This window comes from Bacillus sp. URHA0034 (genome assembly GCF_056280405.1).
In genome coordinates, this window is sequence record NZ_JBWCDK010000002.1 from 1,201,351 (window position 1) to 1,224,728 (window position 23,378).

19 protein-coding genes are annotated in these 23,378 nt (G+C 42.2%); 1 reads left to right on the plus strand and 18 read right to left on the minus strand.

Annotation, left to right across the window (positions count from 1 at the left end; translation table 11 throughout):
- Positions 1 to 23: 23 nt before the first annotated feature.
- From rsmB to ACZ9EE_RS07905, 10 genes are all read right to left on the minus strand, one after another.
- Positions 24 to 1,370: a 16S rRNA (cytosine(967)-C(5))-methyltransferase RsmB gene (gene rsmB / locus ACZ9EE_RS07860; protein ID WP_476026075.1), complete on the minus strand. Its 1,347-nt coding sequence runs from the start codon at positions 1,368 to 1,370 to the stop codon at positions 24 to 26.
- A 1-nt stretch (position 1,371) separates the two neighbouring features.
- Positions 1,372 to 2,313: a methionyl-tRNA formyltransferase gene (gene fmt, locus ACZ9EE_RS07865; protein ID WP_476026076.1), complete on the minus strand. Its 942-nt coding sequence runs from the start codon at positions 2,311 to 2,313 to the stop codon at positions 1,372 to 1,374.
- A complete protein-coding gene (gene def / locus ACZ9EE_RS07870; protein ID WP_476026077.1) occupies positions 2,310 to 2,795 on the minus strand; it encodes a peptide deformylase in 486 nt (161 codons plus the stop codon). The genes fmt and def overlap by 4 nt, the downstream gene beginning before the upstream one ends.
- A 288-nt stretch (positions 2,796 to 3,083) precedes the next feature.
- Positions 3,084 to 5,495, minus strand: a complete 2,412-nt coding sequence (gene priA / locus ACZ9EE_RS07875; RefSeq protein ID WP_476032897.1) for a primosomal protein N' — start codon at positions 5,493 to 5,495, stop codon at positions 3,084 to 3,086.
- Positions 5,482 to 6,705, minus strand: a complete 1,224-nt coding sequence (gene coaBC / locus ACZ9EE_RS07880; protein WP_476026078.1) for a bifunctional phosphopantothenoylcysteine decarboxylase/phosphopantothenate--cysteine ligase CoaBC — start codon at positions 6,703 to 6,705, stop codon at positions 5,482 to 5,484. Before coaBC ends, priA begins: the two co-directional genes overlap by 14 nt.
- A gap of 188 nt (positions 6,706 to 6,893) precedes the next feature.
- On the minus strand, positions 6,894 to 7,112 hold the full coding sequence (rpoZ, locus tag ACZ9EE_RS07885) for a DNA-directed RNA polymerase subunit omega (RefSeq protein ID WP_476026079.1): 219 nt from the start codon (positions 7,110 to 7,112) through the stop codon (positions 6,894 to 6,896).
- Position 7,113: 1 nt separating this feature from the next.
- Positions 7,114 to 7,728 carry a guanylate kinase gene (gmk, locus tag ACZ9EE_RS07890; RefSeq protein ID WP_476026080.1) on the minus strand — a complete coding sequence of 205 codons (615 nt, stop codon included), beginning with the start codon at positions 7,726 to 7,728 and terminating at the stop codon, positions 7,114 to 7,116.
- 12 nt (positions 7,729 to 7,740) lie between these two features.
- Positions 7,741 to 8,004 (minus strand): extracellular matrix/biofilm regulator RemA, encoded by a 264-nt coding sequence (gene remA, locus ACZ9EE_RS07895; RefSeq protein WP_098528797.1) that lies wholly within the window; start codon positions 8,002 to 8,004, stop codon positions 7,741 to 7,743.
- Between the two features lie 61 nt (positions 8,005 to 8,065).
- Positions 8,066 to 8,941 carry a YicC/YloC family endoribonuclease gene (locus ACZ9EE_RS07900; RefSeq protein WP_476026081.1) on the minus strand — a complete coding sequence of 292 codons (876 nt, stop codon included), beginning with the start codon at positions 8,939 to 8,941 and terminating at the stop codon, positions 8,066 to 8,068.
- A 102-nt stretch (positions 8,942 to 9,043) separates the two neighbouring features.
- Positions 9,044 to 11,722, minus strand: a complete 2,679-nt coding sequence (locus ACZ9EE_RS07905) for a calcium-translocating P-type ATPase, SERCA-type (protein ID WP_476026082.1) — start codon at positions 11,720 to 11,722, stop codon at positions 9,044 to 9,046.
- Positions 11,723 to 11,885: 163 nt separating this feature from the next.
- On the opposite strand from ACZ9EE_RS07905, the gene ACZ9EE_RS07910 reads away from it, so the two are divergent.
- Positions 11,886 to 13,595, plus strand: coding sequence for an Rqc2 family fibronectin-binding protein (locus ACZ9EE_RS07910; protein WP_476026083.1), 1,710 nt, complete (start codon positions 11,886 to 11,888; stop codon positions 13,593 to 13,595).
- 124 nt (positions 13,596 to 13,719) lie between these two features.
- Here the strand turns inward: ACZ9EE_RS07910 and pyrE are convergent, their stop codons facing one another.
- The 8 genes from pyrE to ACZ9EE_RS07950 are packed head-to-tail and all read right to left on the minus strand — an operon-like array spanning position 13,720 to position 23,252.
- Entirely contained in the window at positions 13,720 to 14,382 is a 663-nt protein-coding gene (gene pyrE, locus ACZ9EE_RS07915; protein WP_476026084.1) for an orotate phosphoribosyltransferase, read from the minus strand.
- Positions 14,379 to 15,095: an orotidine-5'-phosphate decarboxylase gene (pyrF, locus tag ACZ9EE_RS07920; RefSeq protein WP_476026085.1), complete on the minus strand. Its 717-nt coding sequence runs from the start codon at positions 15,093 to 15,095 to the stop codon at positions 14,379 to 14,381. The genes pyrE and pyrF overlap by 4 nt, the downstream gene beginning before the upstream one ends.
- Positions 15,067 to 16,008 carry a dihydroorotate dehydrogenase gene (locus ACZ9EE_RS07925; RefSeq protein ID WP_476026086.1) on the minus strand — a complete coding sequence of 314 codons (942 nt, stop codon included), beginning with the start codon at positions 16,006 to 16,008 and terminating at the stop codon, positions 15,067 to 15,069. The genes pyrF and ACZ9EE_RS07925 overlap by 29 nt, the downstream gene beginning before the upstream one ends.
- Positions 16,005 to 16,778, minus strand: a complete 774-nt coding sequence (locus ACZ9EE_RS07930; RefSeq protein ID WP_476026087.1) for a dihydroorotate dehydrogenase electron transfer subunit — start codon at positions 16,776 to 16,778, stop codon at positions 16,005 to 16,007. The genes ACZ9EE_RS07925 and ACZ9EE_RS07930 overlap by 4 nt, the downstream gene beginning before the upstream one ends.
- The gene (gene carB, locus ACZ9EE_RS07935) at positions 16,775 to 19,981 is read right to left on the minus strand and encodes a carbamoyl-phosphate synthase large subunit (RefSeq protein WP_476026088.1); all 3,207 of its coding nucleotides are present in this window, start codon (positions 19,979 to 19,981) and stop codon (positions 16,775 to 16,777) included. Before carB ends, ACZ9EE_RS07930 begins: the two co-directional genes overlap by 4 nt.
- Positions 19,974 to 21,065 carry a carbamoyl phosphate synthase small subunit gene (locus tag ACZ9EE_RS07940; protein WP_476026089.1) on the minus strand — a complete coding sequence of 364 codons (1,092 nt, stop codon included), beginning with the start codon at positions 21,063 to 21,065 and terminating at the stop codon, positions 19,974 to 19,976. The genes carB and ACZ9EE_RS07940 overlap by 8 nt, the downstream gene beginning before the upstream one ends.
- Positions 21,062 to 22,348, minus strand: a complete 1,287-nt coding sequence (locus tag ACZ9EE_RS07945; protein ID WP_476026090.1) for a dihydroorotase — start codon at positions 22,346 to 22,348, stop codon at positions 21,062 to 21,064. Before ACZ9EE_RS07945 ends, ACZ9EE_RS07940 begins: the two co-directional genes overlap by 4 nt.
- A complete protein-coding gene (locus ACZ9EE_RS07950; protein ID WP_476026091.1) occupies positions 22,308 to 23,252 on the minus strand; it encodes an aspartate carbamoyltransferase catalytic subunit in 945 nt (314 codons plus the stop codon). Before ACZ9EE_RS07950 ends, ACZ9EE_RS07945 begins: the two co-directional genes overlap by 41 nt.
- Positions 23,253 to 23,378: the final 126 nt, after the last annotated feature.

Genomic DNA, 23,378 nt, shown 5'->3' on the forward strand with positions numbered 1-23,378 from the left:
TAGTAAGCCTCTGTCCCAAGCGGTTACGCTTTTCTTAAAACTGCGATATAAAATCCATCGGAGCCAATATCTTGCGGGAAAATTTGTAAGTCAAAACCAGTAATTAATGGTTGAATCGCTTCAGGCATCCTGCTTTTAAACGTGGTGTCGCCTTCGAATTCTGGATGATTCTCCAAAAACTTCTTAACCGTATGTTCATTTTCCCCTTTATCTACTGTACAGGTACTATAGACAAGAATTCCACCTTTTTTTAGGAGCGGGGTAACTGACTCTAATAGGTTTTGCTGAATAGTGCTTAACCGTTCAATGTCTTGTTCGGTCTTTGTATATTTCATATCTGGCTTTCTTCTCATGACGCCAAGTCCTGAACAAGGAGCATCAAGAAGAATTCGGTCGAATGATTCAAGCTTGAACTTTTCCTGTAAATTTCTAGAATCTGCTACACTTGTGATAATATTTGATAATCCTAATCGCTTGGCATTATCGTTGATTAATCTAACTTTGTGCTGATGGAGGTCCACAGAGATGATTTCACCAGTATTATTCATTTTTTCTGCAATATGGGTACTTTTTCCGCCCGGTGCCGCACATGCATCGAGAATATATTCATCTTCCCTTACCCCTAATGCATAAGCAGCAAGCATTGAACTTTCATCTTGGATGGTGAACATTCCATAATTAAAGGAAATGGTCGAAGCTAAGTTTCCCTTTAATGACCGGATTGCTTCAGGAATAATTGGACTTTTCTCAATCTGAAACCCATCCTCTTCTAATAGGGCCACACACTCATCTCTAGAAACTTTTGTGAGATTAACTCTTGCCGTTTGCAGTGGTGCCGTTAAATTAATTTCACACATTTCTTTCGTCTTATCATACCCAAATTGGTTAACCCATCTGGTTACAAGCCATACAGGGTGGCTGGTTTCAATTGCTAATCTTTCAACTGGATCGGACACCTCATTTAAGGATGGGAGCCCTTGCCTTTGGATATTTCTTAACACCCCATTCACCAAACTTGCAATCCCTTTATGCCCGCGTTCTTTGGCAATTTCTACTGCTTCAAAAATAGCAGCCCGATCCGGAATTCGATCGAGATATACCATTTGATAGAGCGTTAAACGAAGTAAATGATGGATCCAGTTGGCTAATTTTTTATTGTCTTTGACAAAAGGCGTTAAATAGAAGTCAAGGACCATTCGTCTTTGCAATGTTCCATATGTTAGTTCTGTTAGTAGTCCGACATCTACAGCGGATAATTGATTCTTTTCAATCGTGCTGTTAAGAAGTAAATTGCTATATGATTGGTTTTTTTCGATGGTCACTAAAAGGTCCATAGCGATTGCACGTACATTTTTTTTCGTTGAGGTCATTTTAATCTCCCAGCTTACTGCCCAATGTAATTTTTGAACCAGCACCTCTTAAAAATTGTTCACTTGGCATTTTGGTTTTACCTGAAGGCTGTAGTTCAATTATTTTAATGGCGGTGTCATTTCCTGTTCCAACCGTGAAGCCATCTGATTCTATTTTTAAAATCTTCCCGGGTTCACTCTTTAATCCGATCACTTTTTCGGACTGCCAAATTTTTAAAACCTGACCCTCCATTGTCGTAAACGCAACTGGCCATGGGTTTAATCCGCGGATATGGTTATAGATTTCTTCTCCCGTTTTCTCCCAATTAATCTTTTCCTGCTCGCGTTTAATGTTGGTGGCAAATGTAGCTTCCGCCTCGTTTTGGGGCTTGGGGGTTAGACGTCCGGCCAATAAAAGCGGCAGGGTTTCGGATAATAGTTCAGCCCCCGCTGTACTTAATTTTTCAAATAGGGTACCCACATTATCCTCTTCGCTAATCGGTACTTCTACACTTGTTAAGATATCACCTGCATCTAATTTTTCGACCATATACATAATGGTAACGCCAGTCTTCTTTTTCCCTTGCATAATAGCATAATGGATCGGCGCACCGCCGCGAAGTTCAGGCAACAAGGAAGCATGTACATTAATGCAGCCGAATTTTGGAGCATCTAAAAGCTTCTTAGGTAAAATTTGCCCAAAAGCTGCGGTAACAATTAAATCCGGCTCTAAGGCTAAAACTTTTGCAAGTTCCTCTTCCTGGCGAATTTTTTCCGGTTGATAGACAGAGATTCCGTGTTTGACTGCCTCTACCTTTACAGGTGGCGGCGTTAAAACTTTCTTCCGGCCTACTGGGCGGTCAGGCTGGGTTACTACCCCAATCACCTGATAGCCATCCTTAATGATTTGCTGTAAAACTGGAACTGAAAAATCTGGTGTCCCCATAAAAACGATTTTGGTCATTCACTTTCTACTCCTTCTAACTCTTCATCCTCAAGATATTTGGAAACCTTGGTGGTAAATAGAATACCGTCTAGATGATCAATTTCATGCTGGATGGCTCTGGCTAAGAAACCTTCGGCTTCAAGCGTGTACTCTCTCCCTTTACGGTCAAAAGCTTCGATCTTCACATAATTTGGGCGGGTAACCTCACCATATAATCCGGGAAAGCTGAGACAGCCTTCTGGATCTGTTTGTTCTCCTGATGTTGCAATAATACGCGGGTTCATCATTTCAATTGTACCGAAGTCATCATCGATATCCACAATCGCAATTCGGGCATCGAGTCCTATTTGCGGAGCTGCTAGTCCGACCCCGTCATATTCAATCATCGTGTCATACATATCATCCAGAATACGTGCTAATTTTTTATCAAAACTCACTACTGCCTTGCAGGATTGTTCGAGAATCTCAGCAGGGTGCATTACTATTTTTCTAATTGCCAATTTTGTTCCTCCCATATGCCAAATCTAGTTAGCTGTATATTTTCTATTATTTATCTTCGAGGTATGTGCAGCTGATGCAGCGCGCCTAGCGCTTCCGCTTTTCTTATTGTCTGGCTCCAGCGTCTAGGGGCTCTTAGGTCTAAGCCAATCCGTCAAGAAGGCTAAAGAGCTGCCTTCTCGCCGGCTCGTCTGTAGCCTTGCGCCCCTAGTCAAGGCGCTTCCGCTTTTCTTATCATTTTCACCCAAAAACGACATTCATAACCTTTTCCAATCTAAATTGAGAATTGGTTACATTAAAATAACGGGATTGACATCAATCGACACCTGCAAACCACTTTTGGCATCCTTTTGGTATTGATCAAGGATGGTTTTTAGTGCTTTAATCAAGTTCGGTTCCCGCTTGTATTTTATCAAACATTGATAACGATATCTATTATTTATCCTAGGGATGGAAGAGGCTGATGGACCTAAAACAACCGCTTTATTTGACACTTGTGTGCGAACAAAGTTTACCACTTTTTCCGTAGCAGAAACGACATTAAGCAGGTTTTCATGACTCACGGTGATCAGTGCCAGATAAAAAAATGGGGGATAATGATGCAGTTTACGAATTAACATTTCCCGCTGGTAAAATAAATCATAGTCCTGACGGCCGGCAAGCTCAATACTATAGTGTTCCGGTGTATAGGTTTGGATCACGACCTCCCCAGGCAGCTGGTGTCTTCCGGCCCGCCCGCTGACTTGAGTCAATAATTGAAACGTTTTTTCTGAAGCGCGGAAATCCGGTAAATGGAGCATTGTATCAGCTGAAAGTACACCTACTAAGGTGATATTTGGAAAATCCAGACCTTTGGCAATCATTTGCGTCCCAAGTAAAATATCAGCTTTTCCATCTTTAAAATCAGTAAGGAGCTTCTCATGTGCCCCTTTTCGTCCCGTTGTATCGACATCCATTCGAATGACTCTCGCCTCGGGAAGAATTTTCCCTAATTCCTCTTCTACTTTTTGTGTTCCGGTGCCAAAATATCGAATATATTCACTATTACATTCTGGGCAATTCTTTGGCACATAGCTTTCAAAGCCGCAATAATGGCATTTCATTTGTTCGTTTACGCGGTGATAAGTAAGGGATATATCACAATTTGGGCAGTTTACCACGTAACCACAGTCTCTGCACATCACAAATGAAGAGTGTCCCCGCTTATTTAAAAATAAGACAGATTGCTGTTTCTTTTCGAGCCGGTCCTGAAGCAGTTCGAAGAGCTTCCTGGAAAACATCGAACGATTGCCATCACGAAGTTCCTCACGCATATCAATGATTTCAACGGAAGGAAGCTCTTGATTGTTCATCCGGCTTGGTAATGATAAAAGCTGATAGACCTTCTTTTGCGCTCTTGCAAAAGACTCAAGCGAAGGGGTGGCACTTCCGAGCACAACCGGACAGTTATAAGTCTTCGCTCTTTCTATTGCCACGTCCCTGGCGTGATATCGCGGCATTTCTTCCTGCTTATAACTGGTTTCGTGCTCTTCATCAATAATAATAATGCCTATATTTTCAAACGGTGCAAAAATAGCAGAGCGTGCTCCGACCACTACCTTTACTTCCTTCCGCTGAATCTTGCGCCATTCATCATACTTTTCCCCTGCAGATAAACCGCTGTGTAAAACGGCTACTAAATCACCGAATCTTCCTTTAAATCGGTGGACCATTTGCGGAGTTAGCGCAATTTCGGGTACTAGCACAATCGCTTCTTGCCCTTTTTCAATGACTTCTTGAATCGATTGCAAGTAGATTTCTGTTTTGCCGCTTCCAGTAACACCATAGAGCAAAAACACCTCATGTTGGTTCAATTCAATTGAATGGAGAATAGGAGCGATGGCCTTCTGCTGGGAGTCTGTTAACGGCAGCGGCTTAGTCCGCTCGAATATTCGATTTTCAAAGGGGTCGCGGTAAACTTCTTTATCAAACTCGGCCAATAAACTCTTTTCAACAAGAGCTTTTATGGTCGATGCTGAGGTTTTTAGCTCAGCAATTAAGGTTTTTAATTCAACTTCATCATCGTGCTCAAGGAAATATTGCAAAACCTGCCTTTGTTTTTCTGCCTTGGCCGGGATGGTTTGGATCGCCTCTTCTAATTCATGCTTGGTGACAGTTGGCCGAACAAACCTGCGATGTTTTTTCCTGACACGTTCTTTCACAACATAAACGACTTCTAAATGGCCGTTTGCCGCCTCGCGCTGTAATAAAGGACCGATCCCCATTTTTAATGCTTCTTCCCAATCGAGTTCGCCGCCATTCTCAAAGAAGGCTTGCAATTTTGAGGGTAATTCCTTGACAGCCCCCCTGTTTGCAAGCCTGACTTTTTTTTCATATTTTGCTTTTAAAGCTGCCGGCAGCATGACCTGGAAGGCAAAAATTTTAAAACAAAGCGTGTTTTCAGTCAGCCAGTTACCAAGGTCTAATAATTCGTTATTCAACACAGGCTTTAAATCCATGGGCTCAATGATTTCTCTTAGCTTTTCTACCTCTGATTCTGTTTTTATTCCGACAACAAAGCCTTGGATATGCCGTGGACCGAAGGGGACAATGACCCTCATTCCCGGCTGAATCGTGCCTCTCCACTGTTCTGGGATCATATAATCAAAAGCCCGGTCCGTTTGTTTAGTCGGTACATCGACTATTACACTAGCTATTTCCATTTTCATCCATATCCTTCAAAAGCGAAGTAATTTCTTCAATAATTTTAACGGCGACTTCTTTCTTTGACATCAGAGGTAAACTAATAATCTCTCCCGACCGCTTAAACATAGTGACAATGTTTGTATCGGTGCCAAAGCCCGCTCCTTCTGCCTTTACATTATTGGCAACAATCATATCTGCATTTTTTTTGATTAATTTATTTTTTGCATATTCTTCAAGATGATCGGTCTCCGCTGCAAAGCCAACCAGCAGCTGATTGACTTTTCGCTTTCCTAGTTCAAAAAGAATATCACTTGTTCTTTCTAACTCAATGTTAGTATCGCCTGCCTGCTTTTTCACCTTATGGTCAAAAGTAACTTTCGGGCGGTAATCTGCCACCGCCGCAGTCTTGATGACCACATCGGCTGCGTCATAGTATTTCAAGACTTCATGGTACATATCCTCTGCACTCTCAACCTTTACGAGTTCTACCCCTTCTGGAGCGGTTAGTGAAACTGGACCAGAAACCAATATGACGCGTGCTCCTTGTTTAACAGATTCTTCCGCCAGGGCGTACCCCATCTTACCCGATGAATGATTGGAAATAAATCGAACTGGATCGATTTTTTCCCGCGTTGGTCCGGCCGTGATAATGACTGTTTTTCCTTTCAATGTTTCCTGTTCTTGTCGATTAAAGTAGTTCTGAATTAACATCACGATTTTTTCCGGCTCTTCGAGGCGGCCTTTTCCTACATAGCCACAAGCAAGGTAACCTTCGCTCGGCTCAATAAATTGGCAGCCATACTGAGCCAATACCTCTAGGTTCCTTTTTACAGCTGGGTGGTCATACATATGTACATTCATGGCAGGGGCAATCCATACGGGTGACGTTGCTGCAAGCAATGTAGTTGTAATCATATTATCTGCGATTCCATTAGCTAATTTGCCAATTGTATTAGCAGTAGCCGGGGCAACAAGAATTAAATCGGCCCAATCTGCCAAATCAATATGAGCAATCACTTGTGAATTCTTTTCATCAAATGTGTCAGTAAATACATCATTGCGGGATAAGGCCTGAAAGGTTAAGGAGGTAACAAATTTTTCCGCCGATTCACTTAAGATGACCTTAACGTTAAAACCTGCTTGCACCAGCTTACTTGTTAGCGCTGCGGCTTTATAAACAGCGATCCCTCCAGTCACACACAATAGAATGTTACGTTCCTTACTCATTTTTTAAGCCCCCACTCTTGTCCATTACTTTTTATTTTTATTATGCTAGAAAAAATCCTTTTTTTCATCTATTTCATTAGGAAATTCACGCGATTCCCTAAAAGCAAAATAAAAAGGCTGACATGCAGGCGAATCTCCCTTTTGTCAGACCTTGTTTCATTTATATATTGTGCCTGTGGGCTGTATCATTACTCGGTAGATGATTCTGCCTTTTTTGAAATCCGATATGTTAGTTCGCCACTATAAATTTCCTCTAATGCTTTTCCTACATATTTATAAGAAACATATTTAGGAAGTCTTTCGTCTTTTACCTGCGACATAACGCGGGCACGCTTAGCAGCAACAGATACAAGTGAATATTTTGAATCAATTTTTTCTAATAATGAGTCAATAGATGGATATAACATATTAATCAACCTCCAGAAGTTTTTTATAGCGTTGTTCGACTCTTTCTCTGCGGCAATGCTCTGCAGTTACAATGGCCTTAACGCGTTTGCAGGCATGCTCCACCTGATCATTTTCCACTACATAATCATATAACTCCATCATTTCAATTTCTTCACGTGCCGTTAACATCCGATTATGGATGATATCTTCTGTTTCGGTTCCTCTCGTTACAATCCTGTTCTTGAGTTCAGTCAAGCTAGGCGGCATGAGGAAAATGAATAATCCCTCCGGAAACTTCTCGCGTACCTGACGGGCACCCTTAACCTCAATTTCTAAGAAGACATCCTTTCCGGAATCTAATGTTTGCCGAACATAATCAACAGGTGTTCCATAATAGTTGCCAACAAATTCGGCGTACTCTAATAATTTGCCCTGCTCAATTAACTGTTCAAACTGCTCACGTGTCTTAAAGAAATAATCAACTCCGTCGACTTCTCCTTCACGTGGGAGCCGGGTGGTCATGGAGATGGAATATTCAAAATCGGTATCTGGATGAGAAAAGATCTCTTTTCGAACCGTTCCTTTCCCAACACCGGATGGTCCGGATAATACAATCAGCAACCCTTTTTCCTGCATATTATGAAAATCCTACCCTTCATCAATAATATCATCACGGTCAGTTAAGCGATTGGCAACCGTCTCCGGCTGTACAGCTGAAAGAATGACATGGTCACTATCCATCACAATTACAGCTCGTGTCCGTCTGCCATAAGTAGCGTCAATTAGCGATCCCCGATCCCTTGCATCTTGAATGATTCGTTTAATTGGCGCAGATTCCGGGCTGACAATGGAAATAATGCGATTGGCAGAAACAATATTACCAAATCCAATATTGATTAATTTAATCGACATGGTTACTCATCCAATCATTAATAATATATTTTGACCGTGTTAAACAGTTTCTAAACAAATCCTACTCGATATTCTGAACCTGTTCCTTCAGCTTTTCAAGTAAACTTTTGATCTCAACGACTTTTTTAGCTATGTTAGAATCATTTGCCTTTGAACCGATGGTATTGGCCTCTCTGTTCATTTCCTGAACAAGAAAGTCCAGCTTCCTGCCAATTGGCTCGCACTCATTTAAGGTTTGCAAGAATTGCTGTATATGGCTTCTTAACCGTGTAATTTCTTCATTGATATCTGCTTTGTCAGCAAAAACAGCTACCTCTGTTAAAATTCTCGTTTCATCCAATTGTCCATTAACAAACTCCAGCATTCTTTTCGTCAAGCGCTCCTTAAAGGCTTGAACAACGAGAGGGGCAAATTTCTGAAGCTCTGTTACATTGGTTTCAATTTGGGCAGTGATCGCAAGTAAATCCTTTTTCAATTCTTCTCCTTCAGCCATCCGCATTTGCTTTAACAATATCACAGCCTCTTCTATGGCCGTAAGGACAAGTTTTTCGATTTCTTCATTGCCTGCTTCACTTTCTTCAATATGTAAAAGATCGGTCCGATTAAGTAAATCCTGAAGAGTAATGGTCCCTTCGATCCCATATTTACTTTTAGCTTCACTTATGAATTGAAAATATTCCTCTATCAGCTTCCAATCTGGCTGGATCTTCCTTGAGACAATCCCTTCACCATCAACACTCACATACACTTCTACTCGGCCGCGGCGAATATGCTGGCTCAATATTTTTTTCATTTTATCTTCTATTTTTAAAAGTTGTCTTGGCATCCGGATATTCATTTCAGAGAATCGGTGATTGACCGTTTTTATTTCGACATTCACTAAAAAATTTCCTGACTCTGTCTTCCCTCTGCCAAAGCCTGTCATACTAATAACCATCACGTACACATCCAATCTTAGATAATGATCGGCTCTTTATTTTTTAAAAATAACAAAAGGTAATAGAAATGAATTCTATCACCTTTTGGATTATATCACACTTTATTTTGTTTTTCTTAACAAAAATGATCCTGCTAATAAAAAAGTTGGTACTGCAGATAATCCTAAAATTAACAACCAATCTTTTCCTGCAATAGGAAGTGTGTGAAAAATGGGCTGTAATGGCGGATAGTAAATAGCTACTAGCATGAGTAATAAGGATGAAACAACCGCCCAGACAAGATATTGATTCCCAAACGGATTTCTAGACAGTACTGATCGTTCGCTCCGGCAATCAAATACATGGATTAGCTGAGCCATAACAAGGGTCGCAAAGGCAACAGTCTGCGCATATGGCAATTGACTGGAATCATTATGATACACAATCATGAACGCCAAAAGCGTAACCAATCCAATGAGGAAGCCGCGTGAGACAACCTTCCAGCCAAGACCGCGCGAGAATACCCCCTCATTGGGACTGCGTGGTCCCCGCTTCATTACATTTTCCTCAGGCTGATCAAGCCCCAATGCCATCGCCGGCAGTCCATCCGTCACTAAATTGACCCAAAGAATCTGAATTGGGACGAGTGGCAGCGGCAATGCCAATAACATCGCAAACAGCATGACTAAAATCTCACCGACATTAGATGCAAGCAAGTAGCGGACAAATTTACGGATATTTTCGTAAATATTTCGTCCTTCTTTAATAGCCGCTTTTATCGTAGCAAAATTATCATCCAATAACACTAGTGCGGACGCTTCTTTAGCTACGTCCGTGCCAGTGATCCCCATGGCAACACCGATATCAGCCGCTTTAATGGCGGGAGCATCATTGACTCCATCGCCTGTCATCGCAACAATATGGCCTCTATTTTGCAGAGCTTTAACAATTTTTAATTTATGCTCCGGAGACACCCTGGCAAACACGGAGACATCATCCACCACAGCTTCCAATTCTTCTACAGACATTTCAGCTAGTGCTTTTCCCTCGAGTACCTTGCTCTTCCTGGTCAAAATCCCAAGCTGAGAGGCAATCGCTTTAGCTGTAATTACGTGGTCGCCCGTAATCATTACGGTTTTTATGCCGGCCTCTTTACACTCTTTTACAGCTGCTTTGACTTCAGGTCTTGGCGGATCGATCATGCCTTGAACGCCGATGAAGGTTAATTTTTTTTCTGCCTCATGGTCGCTCAGAATGATCGTATTGGCTGGGATCGGCTTAAAAGCAATCGCGATTGTTCTTAACGCCTGTGAGGCCAGTCCATTAATAGCATCCTGAACCTTACTTTGGGATTCCCTGCTTAAGTATTGTGTTCTCTCATCCCATAGAATCGACTCACAGATACCTAATACTACATCTGGTGCGCCTTTGGTAACAATAAAATGACGGCCCTGTTTATCTTTAACATGGATACTCATCATTTTTCTAGTAGAGTCAAATGGGAATTCATTGACAATTTCAAACTCTTCTAATAGCTTTGTACGATGAAAGCCAGCTTTCATCGCACTAACGAGCAGTGCTCCTTCAGTTGGGTCGCCGTCTAGGATATAATCGTCATCTTTCTTGGACAGTGCTGAATGGTTGCATAACATCCCAAATATTAACATTTGTTGTAATGCCTTCTCATCCCTCGGCTGAATATTTTGTTCATCTCGATAAAAATTCCCCTGCGGCTTATAGCCGACTCCGTCGACCGTCCATGTATTTCCGCCGCTCCATAGGTGTGTAACGGTCATTTTATTTTGTGTCATCGTTCCGGTTTTGTCGGAACAAATGACAGATGCACAGCCTAATGTTTCAACGGCCGGCAATTTCCTGACAATGGCATTTTTCTTGATCATTTTTTGAACGCCCAATGATAAAGCCACGGTCACAATAGCCGGGAGCCCTTCCGGTATCGCTGCCACGGCTAAGGATACACCTGCCAAGAACATCTCATATAATTCATGCCCTTGTATTACCCCGACAATCACCACGAGGACCGTCAGTATCAAGGCCACGGTAATTAATATTTTCCCAAGCTGCTCTAGACGCCGCTGGAGCGGTGTATCCTGTGACTCAGCATTTTGCAGTAAATCGGCAATCTGCCCCATCGCTGTTTTCATACCGGTGGCAATAACAACGCCTAATCCACTGCCCCTTGTGATCATCGTCCCCATAAACGCGATATTTTCCATATCACCGATGCCTGGATTTGGATTGCTTAATGGATCAATATGTTTAGCAACGGGAACGGACTCTCCCGTCAACGCAGATTCTTCAATTTCTAAGCTCTTCGAATCAATAATTCGGACATCGGCCCCAATTCGGTCTCCGCTTGCAAATTTGATGATATCTCCGATAACAACTTCTTTCGATGGAATCTTAATCCACTCGCCCCCACGGAGGACAGACACTTGTGGTGCCGATAACTCTTTTAAAGCTTGGAGTGATTTTTCCGCACGGCGTTCTTGGTAGAAGCCAAGACACCCGTTAATAATGACAATGGCGATAATCGCAATCGCATCGATATACTCACCCAACAAGCCTGAAATCAAGGTGGCAGCTAAGAGCACTAATACCATAAAGTCTTTAAATTGGCTGAAAAATAAGAGTAAAGCCGATTGCTTTTCTCCCTCTTCTAATTCATTTAGTCCGTGCTGTTTTACTCTTTGCTTTACTTCTTCCTGCGATAATCCAGAAGAAAAGTCGGTTTCTAGAGCCTTTTCTACTTGATCTATCTTCATTTCATGGAATTTCATCCGACCATCTCACTTCCCCCTTTTATAGACTTGCTCTAAGGAAAGCTTATTCATGGTCGTCCCAAAAAATGCTAGATGAAAATCTAATTGGTGGGTAAATTAAGACAGATTTTAATCAGATAGGATATAATTGAAACATAGCTTCTAGAAAAGGATGTTTTCCATGTCATTTGATGGTTTATTTACAAAAGCAATGGTGGATGAACTGGTCCGTTCCCTTAAGGGAGGACGGATTAACAAAGTCCATCAGCCATATAAAAATGAGGTAATTCTCACAATCCGTGCAAACGGAATCAATCAAAAACTATTATTATCGGCTCACCCAAGCTACGCAAGGGTCCAATTTACCAATGAAGCCTACGATAACCCAAGTGAACCACCGATGTTCTGTATGCTGCTTAGAAAACATATTGAAGGACATATATTAGAGGATTTGTATCAGGTTAACAATGACCGGATAATTGTGTTCGAAATAAAGGGAAGAAACGAGATTGGTGATATCAGCTACAAACAACTAATTGTCGAAATTATGGGGCGTCATAGCAATATTGTTTTAGTGGATAAGACCCGCAATGTCATTCTCGACAGCATTAAGCACGTTTCTTTTGCTGTAAACAGCCATAGAGCTATTCTTCCGGGTCAGCCTTATATAAACCCGCCAGAACAACATAAACTCAATCCGTTTACAGCGGTTGAAGAGGATGTATTAAAAAAGGTTGATTTTATGGGCGGTAAGCTTGATCGGCAGCTTGTTGAACAGTTTGCAGGGATTTCACCCCTATACGCAAAGGAAGTTATTTTTGAGAGCGGGCTAGCCAATCGCTCAACAGTGCCAGCAACATTTGTAAGACTAATGAAAAAGATAAGTTCCGGTGATATCGCTCCCTCCATCATGACTTCTAATGGGAAGGAATTATTTTATCTTTTCCCGCTTGAGCACGTAAAAGGAGAAGTAAAAACCTTTTCAACCCTTAGTGAAATGCTTGACCGATTTTATTTCGGTAAAGCAGAAAGGGACCGGGTGAAGCAGCAGGGGAATGATATTGAGAGATTTATTAGCAATGAGAAAGACAAGAATGAGAAGAAAATTGTTAAACTTCAGCACACATTGGAGGAGGCAGAGAAAGCCGAGAAGTTTCAACTATACGGAGAGTTGTTAACCGCTAATCTATATGCAGCCAAAAAAGGAATGAAAGAAATCGAAGTTCTTAATTATTATGACGATAACGGCGGAATGCTTGTAATTTCACTCGATTCTAGAAAGACACCATCTGAAAATGCCCAGAAGTATTTTTCAAAATATCAAAAAGCTAAGAATTCGATATCAATTGTAATGGAACAAATTGATAAAGCCCGTGAGGAAGCAGCATATTTCGATAATTTGCTTCAACAGGTCCAAGCAGCCTCTCCCAAAGATCTTCAAGAAATCAGAGAGGAACTAGTGGAGGGCGGATATATCCGTGAGCGGCAAAAACGGAACGGGAAAAAACTTCAGAACGCTAGACCTGTATTAGATCAATTTATGGCTTCTGATGGGACAGAAATAATAGTTGGAAAAAACAATAAACAAAATGATTATTTAACAAATAAGCTGGCAGCTCGGGACGAAATTTGGCTTCATACAAAGGATATACCGGGATCACACGTGGTGATCCGCAGTAAGGAACCTTCAGATGAAACGATTCTCGAAGCGGCAAATTTAGCAGCGTATTATAGTAAGGCACGGAATTCCGGTTCGGTACCTGTCGATTATACAAAAGTCCGTTATGTAAAAAAACCGAATGGGGCAAAACCTGGGTTCGTCATTTATGATAATCAACAAACGGTTTATGTCACTCCTGATGAAGAATTGGTTCTAAAATTGAAAAAATAATAGGTAAAAGAGGGGAGCCATCACATGATTTGGCTCCCCTCTTGGGTTTATCGGCGATTTTTCGGTATTTATCGGCGGTTTCTCAGTAATTATCGGCGGTTTTCCGCTATTTATCGGCGATTTCTTAGTTTTCACTCTTTATCAGCGTTTTTGCGTCTTCGAACTTCTTACTCCATGCAGCTGGATCTCTACTCCATAAAAGCAGGCTTTCCTGATTTTCCGAACTAACATAGCCCTTTGTAATGGCCACTTCAATTAAGGCAGGAAAATCTGTTAACGAAAAACTCTTAATATTTTCTTCTGCAAATAATTGTTTACCTTTTTCAAGGCCGTATGTAAAGATGGATACGACCCCTAACACGTCACAGCCAGCCTCTTTTAACGCATTAACCGCCGTGATTACACTGCCGCCGGTAGAAATTAAGTCTTCAACTACAACTACTTTTTGGCCTGCTTCCGCTTTCCCTTCAATTTGGTTCCCTTTACCGTGCCCCTTTGCCTTCGAACGTACGTAGCACATCGGGAGGTCCATAAGACCGCTGACCCATGCAGCATGTGGAATACCAGCCGTCGCGGTTCCAGCAATCACTTCAGTTCCCGGAAAATGTTCTTGAATCAGCTGCTGCAGTCCTGCCGCAACTGCTTTCCTTACCTCAGGGTATGAAAGAGTAAGGCGATTATCACAATAGATAGGGGAACGAAGTCCTGACGCCCATGTAAACGGGGCCTCGGGCTTCAAGGCAACCGCGTTGATTTCTAGTAATTTTTCGGCAATTAATTTTTTCATTGTTGTACTCCCTTCCATGCTTCCATCCATTGTTGATAACTTGTAAGCGGGTCTTGTGAACGGGTAATCGACCGGCCTACAACAATCGAACTTACCCCCATAGTCCGTGCTGCTTCAGGGGTTGTAACACGCTTTTGGTCTCCAACCTGATCTGACGCCATCCGAATTCCCGGGCAAACCGTCAGAAACGATTGTCCGGCCGCCTCTTTTATCAAAGCCGCTTCCCATGCGGAGCAAACAACTCCATCTAAGCCAGCCTGTTTCGTTATCGAGGCATAATGAAGCACCGATTCCTTCAAAGAAACCGGAATAAGCTGTTCCTTTTGCATTTGTTCCTCAGACGTACTCGTTAATTGTGTTACTGCGATACAGTTAGGCCGTTTCCGTCCTGCAGGAGTACCTGCTTCAAGACCTTCAAGAGCATTCTGCATCATATCTATTCCACCAGCTGCATGAACATTAACCAAATCGCACTCTAAGCGGGCAAGACCCTTCATCGCACTTTTGACTGTATTCGGAATATCATGAAGTTTTAAATCTAGGAAAATCCGGTGGCCTTGCTCCTTTAATTGATGAATGATCGAGGGACCTTCCTGGTAAAACAACTCCATCCCAACTTTTACAAATAGCTCTCTACCCGCGAAGGGCTTTAGAAATTGATCGACTTCGTTCATTCCGGGAAAATCAAGCGCGATGATAAGCGAGTTGTCCATTCTCTTTCCAGCTCCTTCCTGTACATTCACTGATGTGTTCAAATCCTAATTTACTAAGCAGTTCCGGTAACTCCTCAATAATCGTCGGGCAAACAAACGGGTCAACAAAGTTGGCTGTTCCAACCGCTACGGCACTTGCCCCCGCGTAAAAATATTCAATTACATCGGCAGCCGTCTCAACGCCGCCCATACCGATAATTGGAATCCCAACAGCCTGGCTTACTTCGTGAATCATCCGGATCGCCACTGGCTTAATGGCAGGCCCTGATAATCCGCCAGTCCGATTAGCTAGTATGGGTTTACCTGTTTTTAAATCAAGTCTCATTCCGATAAGGGTATTGATCATGGTCAGACCATCTGCGCCACCAGCTTCAACCGCCTTGGCCATTTCAACAATATTTGTTACATTTGGTGATAATTTCACATATACGGGTACCTCAGATACCTCTTTTACCTTGCGGGTTAATTGTTTTGCTGTTTCAGGAATGGTTCCAAACGCAATTCCGCCTGTTTTTACGTTCGGACAGGAAATATTTAGTTCAAGCGCATGAACATTTGGAGCCTTGGAAACTTGACGGGCTACCTCCACGTAATCCTCTTCTAGGGACCCGGCTACATTTGCAATAATTGGAACATCGTACTGTGATAAAAAAGGCAGCTCTTCACCAAGGACTTTAGCTAGTCCAGGATTTTGCAGGCCAATTGCATTTAACATACCTGCAGAAGTTTCAGCGACACGCGGGGTTGGGTTTCCGAATCTTGGTTCGACAGTTGTAGCTTTAATCATAATTGCACCGAGTACACTCAGGTCATAGAACTGACTGTATTCTCGGCCAAACCCAAAGCAGCCGGATGCAGGCATGATTGGGTTTTTTAAGTTTAATCCTGGTAATTCAATGTTTAAGCGACTCATATCAATACCTCCCCCGCTCGGAATACAGGTCCATCGCTGCAGACTTTTTTATAGGATACTCCTGATGGATCATCTTTCTTTTTGCATACACAGGCAAAGCAGGCACCGATGCCGCAGCCCATCCGCTCTTCTAAAGATAAGAATACTTTTTTATGTTGATAATTTTGCTCAATCGCTCTTAGCATCGGGGTTGGTCCGCATGTATAGATACAATCAAACTGCAAGTCTTTCATGACATCTGTCACAAAGCCCTTTCTACCACAAGAACCATCTACTGTCGTTACATAGGTTTCCCCATTTTTTAAAAATTCTTCTTCGTAAAAGACGGCTGATGCCGTCTGGAATCCGAGCACATGAATCACTTTAACACCCTTTGCAGTCAACTGATTCGATAACTCATATAATGGAGGAACGCCGATTCCGCCTCCAACAAGCAGCGCCGTGTCACCTGCGCTTACCTCTTCTACAGGAAATCCATTACCTAGCGGACCAAGGATGTCAACCAACATCCCTGGTTTTAATTCTGCTAGCATGGAAGTTCCTCTTCCCTCTTTACGATAAATCATGGTTAAACTTTTCTGTTCAAAATCGTACGAAGAAATACTTATTGGTCTGCGTAACAGTGGATCCAAGCCATTTGATACTTTTATATGAACAAATTGACCTGGTGACGTGATTTGGGTAACCAATTGGCCATTTATGGTAAGCTCATAGATATCTGAAGCTATTTCATTTTGGCTTAGAATTTTGCATAACTCTTTTTGGATCATGCAAACACTGCCTCCTTTTTCATTGCTGCCATCGGTTCTGCTGAGAAATTCATGGATTCAATCACTTTTAAGATGGCATCAGCAGTGTCTAGTGAAGTCAAACATGGAACACCATTTTCAACTGCTTCACGGCGGATTCTAAATCCATCTCGTTCCGGCTGTTTGCCTTTTGTTAGTGTATTGACAATGAACTGGGCTTCTCCATTATGGATAACATCTAACAGTGTTTTTCCTTCTGAACCAATCTTTCCAACCACTTTTACTCTTAGGCCTGCAGATTCTAATACAGCTGCTGTACCGCTCGTTGCCATTAAACGATAGCCGATGCTTGAGAAACGCTTCGCAAGCTTTAATGCTTCTTCTTTATCCTTATCGGCAACCGTGAACAATACAGTGCCGAATGGCTGAATTTTCATACCTGATGCAACTAAGCCTTTATATAAAGCTTTTTCCAGGGTTACATCCTTACCCATGACTTCTCCAGTTGACTTCATTTCTGGCCCAAGCGTGATATCGACACTCTTCAGTTTGGCGAAAGAGAATACAGGAACTTTGACATATACTCCTTCTTTTTCAGTGACAAGACCTGGAATGTAACCTTGGTCAAGGATGGATACCCCAAGAATCGCTTTTGTTGCGATTTTAGCCATTGGGATATTGGTAATTTTACTTAGGAATGGAACGGTACGGCTTGATCTTGGATTGACCTCTAGAACAAACACTTCGTCGCCTGCAAGTACATATTGAATATTTAGTAAACCAACAATGTTTAAGCCTCTTGCTAGTTTCTCTGTATACTTAACAAGGGTTTGTTTGGTTTTCTCGCTTAGCGTTTGCGGCGGGTAAACAGCAATCGAATCACCTGAGTGAACCCCAGCTCTTTCGATATGTTCCATAATGCCTGGGATTAAGACGTTCGTTCCATCACAAATCGCATCCACTTCAATCTCTTTTCCTGTTAAATAACGATCAATCAAGACTGGATGTTCAGGGTTTACCTTTACTGCGTTTTTCATATAGTAAAGCAGTTCTTCTTCACGGTAGACAATCTCCATCGCCCTGCCGCCCAGCACGTAAGAAGGACGGACGAGAACCGGATAACCGATATCGCCAGCAATCACAAGAGCTTCTTCTACAGACATGGCAGTTTTTCCTAAAGGCTGAGGGATATTTAACTGTACAAGCGCCTGTTCAAATTTATCACGATTTTCTGCTCGATCTAAATCTTCTAAGCTTGTTCCGAGAATTTTCACACCGTTTTCTTCAAGTTTAGCTGCTAAGTTGATTGCAGTTTGTCCGCCAAATTGCACAACTACCCCTACTGGTTTTTCTAAATCAATGATACTCATTACATCTTCTATTGTAAGCGGCTCGAAGTAAAGCTTATCGGAAATACTGAAATCAGTTGATACGGTTTCTGGATTATTGTTGATGATAATCGCTTCATAGCCTGCTTCTTTAATCGCTTTTACAGAGTGAACGGTCGCATAATCAAATTCAATCCCTTGGCCGATTCGGATCGGTCCAGAACCTAGCACGATCACACTATTTTTCTCTGTCACAATCGACTCGTTTTCCTCTTCATAGGTACCATAGTAGTAAGGTGTCGCCGATTCAAATTCTGCTGCACAAGTATCAACCATTTTATATACAGGTTTAATCTCTAAATTCTTCCTAGTCTTGTAAATTTCTCGTTCAGTTACATTCCATAGTTCTGCGATTTTTTTATCAGTAAAGCCTTTTTGTTTTGCCTCTAGTAAGATTTCGGTTTCGAAAGGATTGGCTGCAATCGTCTTTTCCAGTTCAATAATTCCTTCCATCTTCTTTAGGAAGAACAAATCGATTTTACTCCATTCATGAATGGTGTCTATCGTTAATCCACGTTTTAACCCTTCTGCGATGTAAAAGAGTCTTTCATCTCCCGCTTTACGGATCCGCTTCTCAAGTAATTCATCATCAATCTCAGATGCACCGTTTAGTTCAAAGTGATGAACGCCCGCTTCAAGGGATCTGATCGCCTTCAATAACGATTCTTCGAATGTACGGCCAATCGCCATAATCTCACCGGTTGCTTTCATTTGCGTACCAAGTGAACGATTACCCGATTCGAACTTGTCAAACGGCCATCTAGGGATTTTCGTAACGATATAATCAAGCGCTGGCTCAAAGCTTGCATAGGTTTTTCCTGTTACCGGGTTTAACATTTCATCAAGTGTTAATCCGACTGCAATTTTGGCTGCAAGCTTTGCAATAGGATAACCAGTTGCTTTTGACGCTAATGCCGAAGAACGGCTAACACGTGGATTTACTTCGATAATATAGTAATTAAAGCTATAAGGATCAAGAGCAAGCTGGACGTTACAGCCACCTTCAATACCTAAGGCACGGATAATTTTTAATGAAACATTTCGAAGCAGCTGGTACTCACGGTCACTTAATGTCTGGCTCGGTGCCACAACAATCGAATCACCAGTGTGTACGCCGACAGGATCGATGTTTTCCATGTTACAAACCACAATCGCGTTATCGTTAGCATCACGCATTACTTCATATTCTATTTCCTTGAAGCCTGCGATACTTTTTTCTAGTAAACATTGATTTACCGGGCTGTGCTTTAAGCCGCTAGTAATGATTTCTTCTAATTCCTGATCGTTATGGCAAATTCCGCCGCCTGTTCCACCTAATGTAAAGGCAGGACGGACAATCACAGGGAAGCCAATTTTTTCAACAAAAGCTTTTGCTTCTGCTAATTCATGAATGATTTCACTATCTGGAACTGGTTCGTTTAATTCATTCATTAGGCTGCGGAATAGGTCGCGGTCCTCCGCCTGGTTAATCGCTGAAAGTTTCGTGCCAAGAATTTCTACTTCACATTCAGCTAAGACGCCTGATTTTGTAAGGTCAACCGCCAAGTTAAGACCTGTTTGTCCGCCAAGAGTCGCGAGCAGCGCATCTGGACGTTCTTTGCGAATGATTCTGCTGACAAATTCAACAGTTAATGGTTCGATATAAACGGCATCTGCCATCTCCGTATCTGTCATGATGGTAGCCGGATTGGAGTTAACCAGAATAACACGATAGCCTTCTTCTTTTAGTGCGATACAAGCCTGTGCTCCTGCATAGTCAAATTCTGCAGCCTGCCCAATGACAATGGGTCCTGAACCGATTACTAAAATGGATTTTATATCTGTACGTTTAGGCATTTGCTGTAACCTCCTGTTTGTGCTTTTCCATCAAGTCAATAAATTGATTAAATAGGCCGTTTGCATCTTCTGGTCCTGGGGATGCTTCGGGATGATATTGAACGGTAAATGCTGGATAATCTAGATGTTTTAGTCCTTCTACTGTACCGTCGTTCACGGCGATGTGAGTAACTTCTAATCGTGTATTTTTAATCGAATCTTCTTCCACTGTATAACCGTGGTTTTGTGAGGTAATTGCAACCTTTCCTGTTGAAAGGTCTCTGACCGGATGGTTGGAACCACGATGACCGAACTTCATTTTTTCTGTGTTTGCTCCACAAGCTAGTGCAAATAACTGATGGCCTAAGCAAATTCCAAACAATGGTACTCTGCCTAATACACCTTTTAGCATATCAATTGCTTCTGGAACATCTTTTGGATCCCCAGGTCCATTTGACAGCATAATTCCATCCGGACGTAACTGGAGGATTTCGTCAGCTGTTGTATGATAAGGGACAACTACCACATCACAATCCCGGTGGTTTAGTTCCCTTAAGATTCCGTGCTTCATGCCAAAATCAACAAGGACTACCCGCTTGCCGCGGCCAGGGCTTGGATATGCATTTTTAGTAGAAACTTGTTTTACTTGATTCGTTTGAAGCGGCGCTTTGCGCAGCTGAGCTATGACCTCGTTCGGATCTTTTTCAATGCTGCAGATCGCACCTTTTAGTGTCCCGTATTGACGGATGATCCGTGTCAATTTACGTGTATCAATTCCTGCAATCCCAGGGATTTTTTTCATGTCAAAGTATTCATCCAAGGTGTACTCATTTCTCCAGTTGGATGGGAAGTCTGCTGCCTCTTTTACAATTAGGCCCTTTATAGCAGGATTTATGGATTCAAAATCGTCTCGGTTAATTCCGTAATTACCAATCAATGGGTATGTTAATGTGACAATTTGTCCGCAATAGGATGGGTCAGAAATGATTTCTTGATAACCTGTCATCCCAGTATTAAAAACAACTTCACCAATTGTTTCTGTATCACTTCCAAAGCCTTTACCTATAAAGATAGTTCCATCTTCTAAGATTAATTGTTTTTTCATACTAACACACGTCCTTTTTCCCAAGCGATTTCTCCTCCAGCGATTGTCATTTCCGGCCATCCTTTACATTTCCAACCGCCAAATGGTGTATTTTTTCCTTTTGATAAGAATTCTTCTGTGTTAATTTCACGCTCTTCTTCTAGGTCTAACAGAGTTAAATCTGCAGGTGCCCCCACTTCGATTTTTCCGTAAGGCAGCCCAAATGCTTCTGCTGGTTTGACTGTTAAATAGTCTATTAACTGTTCAAGTGTCATGATGTTCTTCAAGACTAAGTGAGTATATAAAAGCGGGAACGCCGTTTCGAGCCCGACAATACCGAATGGCGCTAGTGTCATTCCTTCAAGCTTCTCTTCTGCTGTGTGTGGTGCATGATCCGTTGCAATAAAATCAATCGTGCCGTCTAAAAGCCCTTCTATTAAAGCTGTGCGGTCTTCTGTATCACGAAGCGGCGGATTCATTTTGAAGTTTGCATCCAGGCCAGGAATATCATCTTGCGATAACAATAGGTGATGCGGTGTTACCTCTGCCGTTACTTTAATTCCTGCTCGTTTAGCATCTCTGACCACGCGGACTGATTCCTTCGTGCTGATATGGCAGACATGATAATGACAATCAGCTGCTTCTGCTAACAGAACATCTCTGGCAATCTGAACAGACTCACAGATAGATGGAATTCCATTCAATCCGTGTTTCTTCGCAAATGAACCATCATGGACCGAGCCTTTATTAATCAATGTGTTTTCTTCACAGTGGGCGACAATCGCCATGTCAACTGCTGCTGCTTTACGCATTGCTTCAAGCATCATGCTTGCAGACTGCACGCCTACACCGTCATCCGTGAAGGCGAAGGCCCCGTTAGCTTTCAGCCCTTCAAAATCTGTTAACTCCTGCCCTAATTGACGAATTGTAATCGAAGCATACGGCAGCACTCTAACCTTCGCTGTATCCCGGATCCGCTTTTGCAAGTCCTCCATGTTACTAATGGTGTCAGGCACCGGTCTTGTGTTTGGCATGTTGGCAATAGTGGTAAATCCGCCTCTTGCTGCTGCTGCTGTTCCGGTTGCGATGGTTTCTTTTTTTTCGCCGCCTGGTTCACGGAGGTGAACGTGCAGGTCGATAAATCCTGGTGAAACTAATTTTCCTTCTGCGTTCACTGTCCGGTCCACAACCGCTTCGATGTTCCTTTCAATCTTTGTAATTAGGCCATCCTCTATTAATAAATCAGCTTGTTTCTTTTCTCCATTAGATGCTATGTAGCACGCGTTCTGAATAAGTAGTTTCATATTGGTTTCCTCCTTCAAGACTTTCAATTGATCTTTTGATTGCTGCCATTCTGACATACACACCGTTTTCCATCTGTTTAAAAATCCTTGATCTCTGGCACTCTACAAGACTATCTGCGATTTCTACATTTCTATTAACTGGTGCAGGGTGCATAATAATGCTGTCCTGCTTCATCATTTTTTCTCTTTCCAGTGTAAGACCATATTGTTTGTGGTACTCATTTGCCGTAAAGCTGCTTTTTTGTTGATGCCGTTCATGTTGCACGCGCAGCAGCATGACAACATCCGATTCTTGGATAGCTTGGTCAATCGGTCTGTACTTAGACATATCGGCACTGCGGGAATCAAACCAGTCGACAGGACCTGAGAAAATCACTTCAGCACCCAGCCTGGTCAGTACATCTGCATTGGACCGGGCCACCCGGCTGTGACGAATATCGCCAATAATGGCAATTTTCAACTTAGCAAATTGGCCGAACTCTTGATGGATCGTCATTAAATCCAGCAGTGACTGTGTAGGATGATGACCGCATCCGTCACCACCATTGATGATAGGTATATTGACTTTTCCAACTAGCTCATCAAAGTAGCGATCCTGTTCGTGACGAATAACCACTGTTTTTACACCGATCGATTCTAATGTTTTAACGGTATCGTAAAGTGTTTCCCCTTTTTGTACACTTGATGTCAGCACTTCAAAGTGGATCACATCAAGACCTAACCTTTTTTGAGCTACTTCAAAGCTGCTTTTTGTTCGTGTACTTGGTTCAAAAAATAAGTTGGCAGCGAATATTTTCCTCTCTGGATGCCACTCCATTCCTTTTTTAAAGTTGTGAGCATCGTTTAATATTTGATAGATCTCATCCACCTTTAATTCATTCGTGGTTAATAAATGCTGTAACATCCAATTCCCGCCTTTCAATGATAATAAAAACACCCTGACCTTTTGATCAGGGTGTAAACGACCATACTTTCACAAAGATTTTCTAGCCGCCTCTTTGTTCAAGTTTTACACCCTTATGAGCCTCAC

What these genes read in the sequence shown, in the direction of transcription:
- gmk (WP_476026080.1), bottom strand. Translation starts at nt 7,728, where the DNA reads ATGCAGGAAAAAGGGTTGCTGATTGTATTATCCGGACCATCCGGTGTT.
- ACZ9EE_RS07940 (WP_476026089.1), bottom strand. Translation starts at nt 21,065, where the DNA reads ATGAAAAAACAATTAATCTTAGAAGATGGAACTATCTTTATAGGTAAA.
- ACZ9EE_RS07930 (WP_476026087.1), bottom strand. Translation starts at nt 16,778, where the DNA reads ATGATCCAAAAAGAGTTATGCAAAATTCTAAGCCAAAATGAAATAGCT.
- rsmB (WP_476026075.1), bottom strand. Translation starts at nt 1,370, where the DNA reads ATGACCTCAACGAAAAAAAATGTACGTGCAATCGCTATGGACCTTTTA.
- pyrF (WP_476026085.1), bottom strand. Translation starts at nt 15,095, where the DNA reads ATGGACAACTCGCTTATCATCGCGCTTGATTTTCCCGGAATGAACGAA.
- rpoZ (WP_476026079.1), bottom strand. Translation starts at nt 7,112, where the DNA reads ATGTTATATCCATCTATTGACTCATTATTAGAAAAAATTGATTCAAAA.
- pyrE (WP_476026084.1), bottom strand. Translation starts at nt 14,382, where the DNA reads ATGAAAAAATTAATTGCCGAAAAATTACTAGAAATCAACGCGGTTGCC.
- coaBC (WP_476026078.1), bottom strand. Translation starts at nt 6,705, where the DNA reads ATGAGTAAGGAACGTAACATTCTATTGTGTGTGACTGGAGGGATCGCT.
- ACZ9EE_RS07910 (WP_476026083.1), top strand. Translation starts at nt 11,886, where the DNA reads ATGTCATTTGATGGTTTATTTACAAAAGCAATGGTGGATGAACTGGTC.
- ACZ9EE_RS07900 (WP_476026081.1), bottom strand. Translation starts at nt 8,941, where the DNA reads ATGGTTATTAGTATGACAGGCTTTGGCAGAGGGAAGACAGAGTCAGGA.
- fmt (WP_476026076.1), bottom strand. Translation starts at nt 2,313, where the DNA reads ATGACCAAAATCGTTTTTATGGGGACACCAGATTTTTCAGTTCCAGTT.
- ACZ9EE_RS07950 (WP_476026091.1), bottom strand. Translation starts at nt 23,252, where the DNA reads ATGTTACAGCATTTATTAACCACGAATGAATTAAAGGTGGATGAGATC.
- ACZ9EE_RS07905 (WP_476026082.1), bottom strand. Translation starts at nt 11,722, where the DNA reads ATGAAATTCCATGAAATGAAGATAGATCAAGTAGAAAAGGCTCTAGAA.
- ACZ9EE_RS07925 (WP_476026086.1), bottom strand. Translation starts at nt 16,008, where the DNA reads ATGAGTCGCTTAAACATTGAATTACCAGGATTAAACTTAAAAAACCCA.
- priA (WP_476032897.1), bottom strand. Translation starts at nt 5,495, where the DNA reads ATGGAAATAGCTAGTGTAATAGTCGATGTACCGACTAAACAAACGGAC.
- ACZ9EE_RS07945 (WP_476026090.1), bottom strand. Translation starts at nt 22,348, where the DNA reads ATGAAACTACTTATTCAGAACGCGTGCTACATAGCATCTAATGGAGAA.
- remA (WP_098528797.1), bottom strand. Translation starts at nt 8,004, where the DNA reads ATGTCGATTAAATTAATCAATATTGGATTTGGTAATATTGTTTCTGCC.
- carB (WP_476026088.1), bottom strand. Translation starts at nt 19,981, where the DNA reads ATGCCTAAACGTACAGATATAAAATCCATTTTAGTAATCGGTTCAGGA.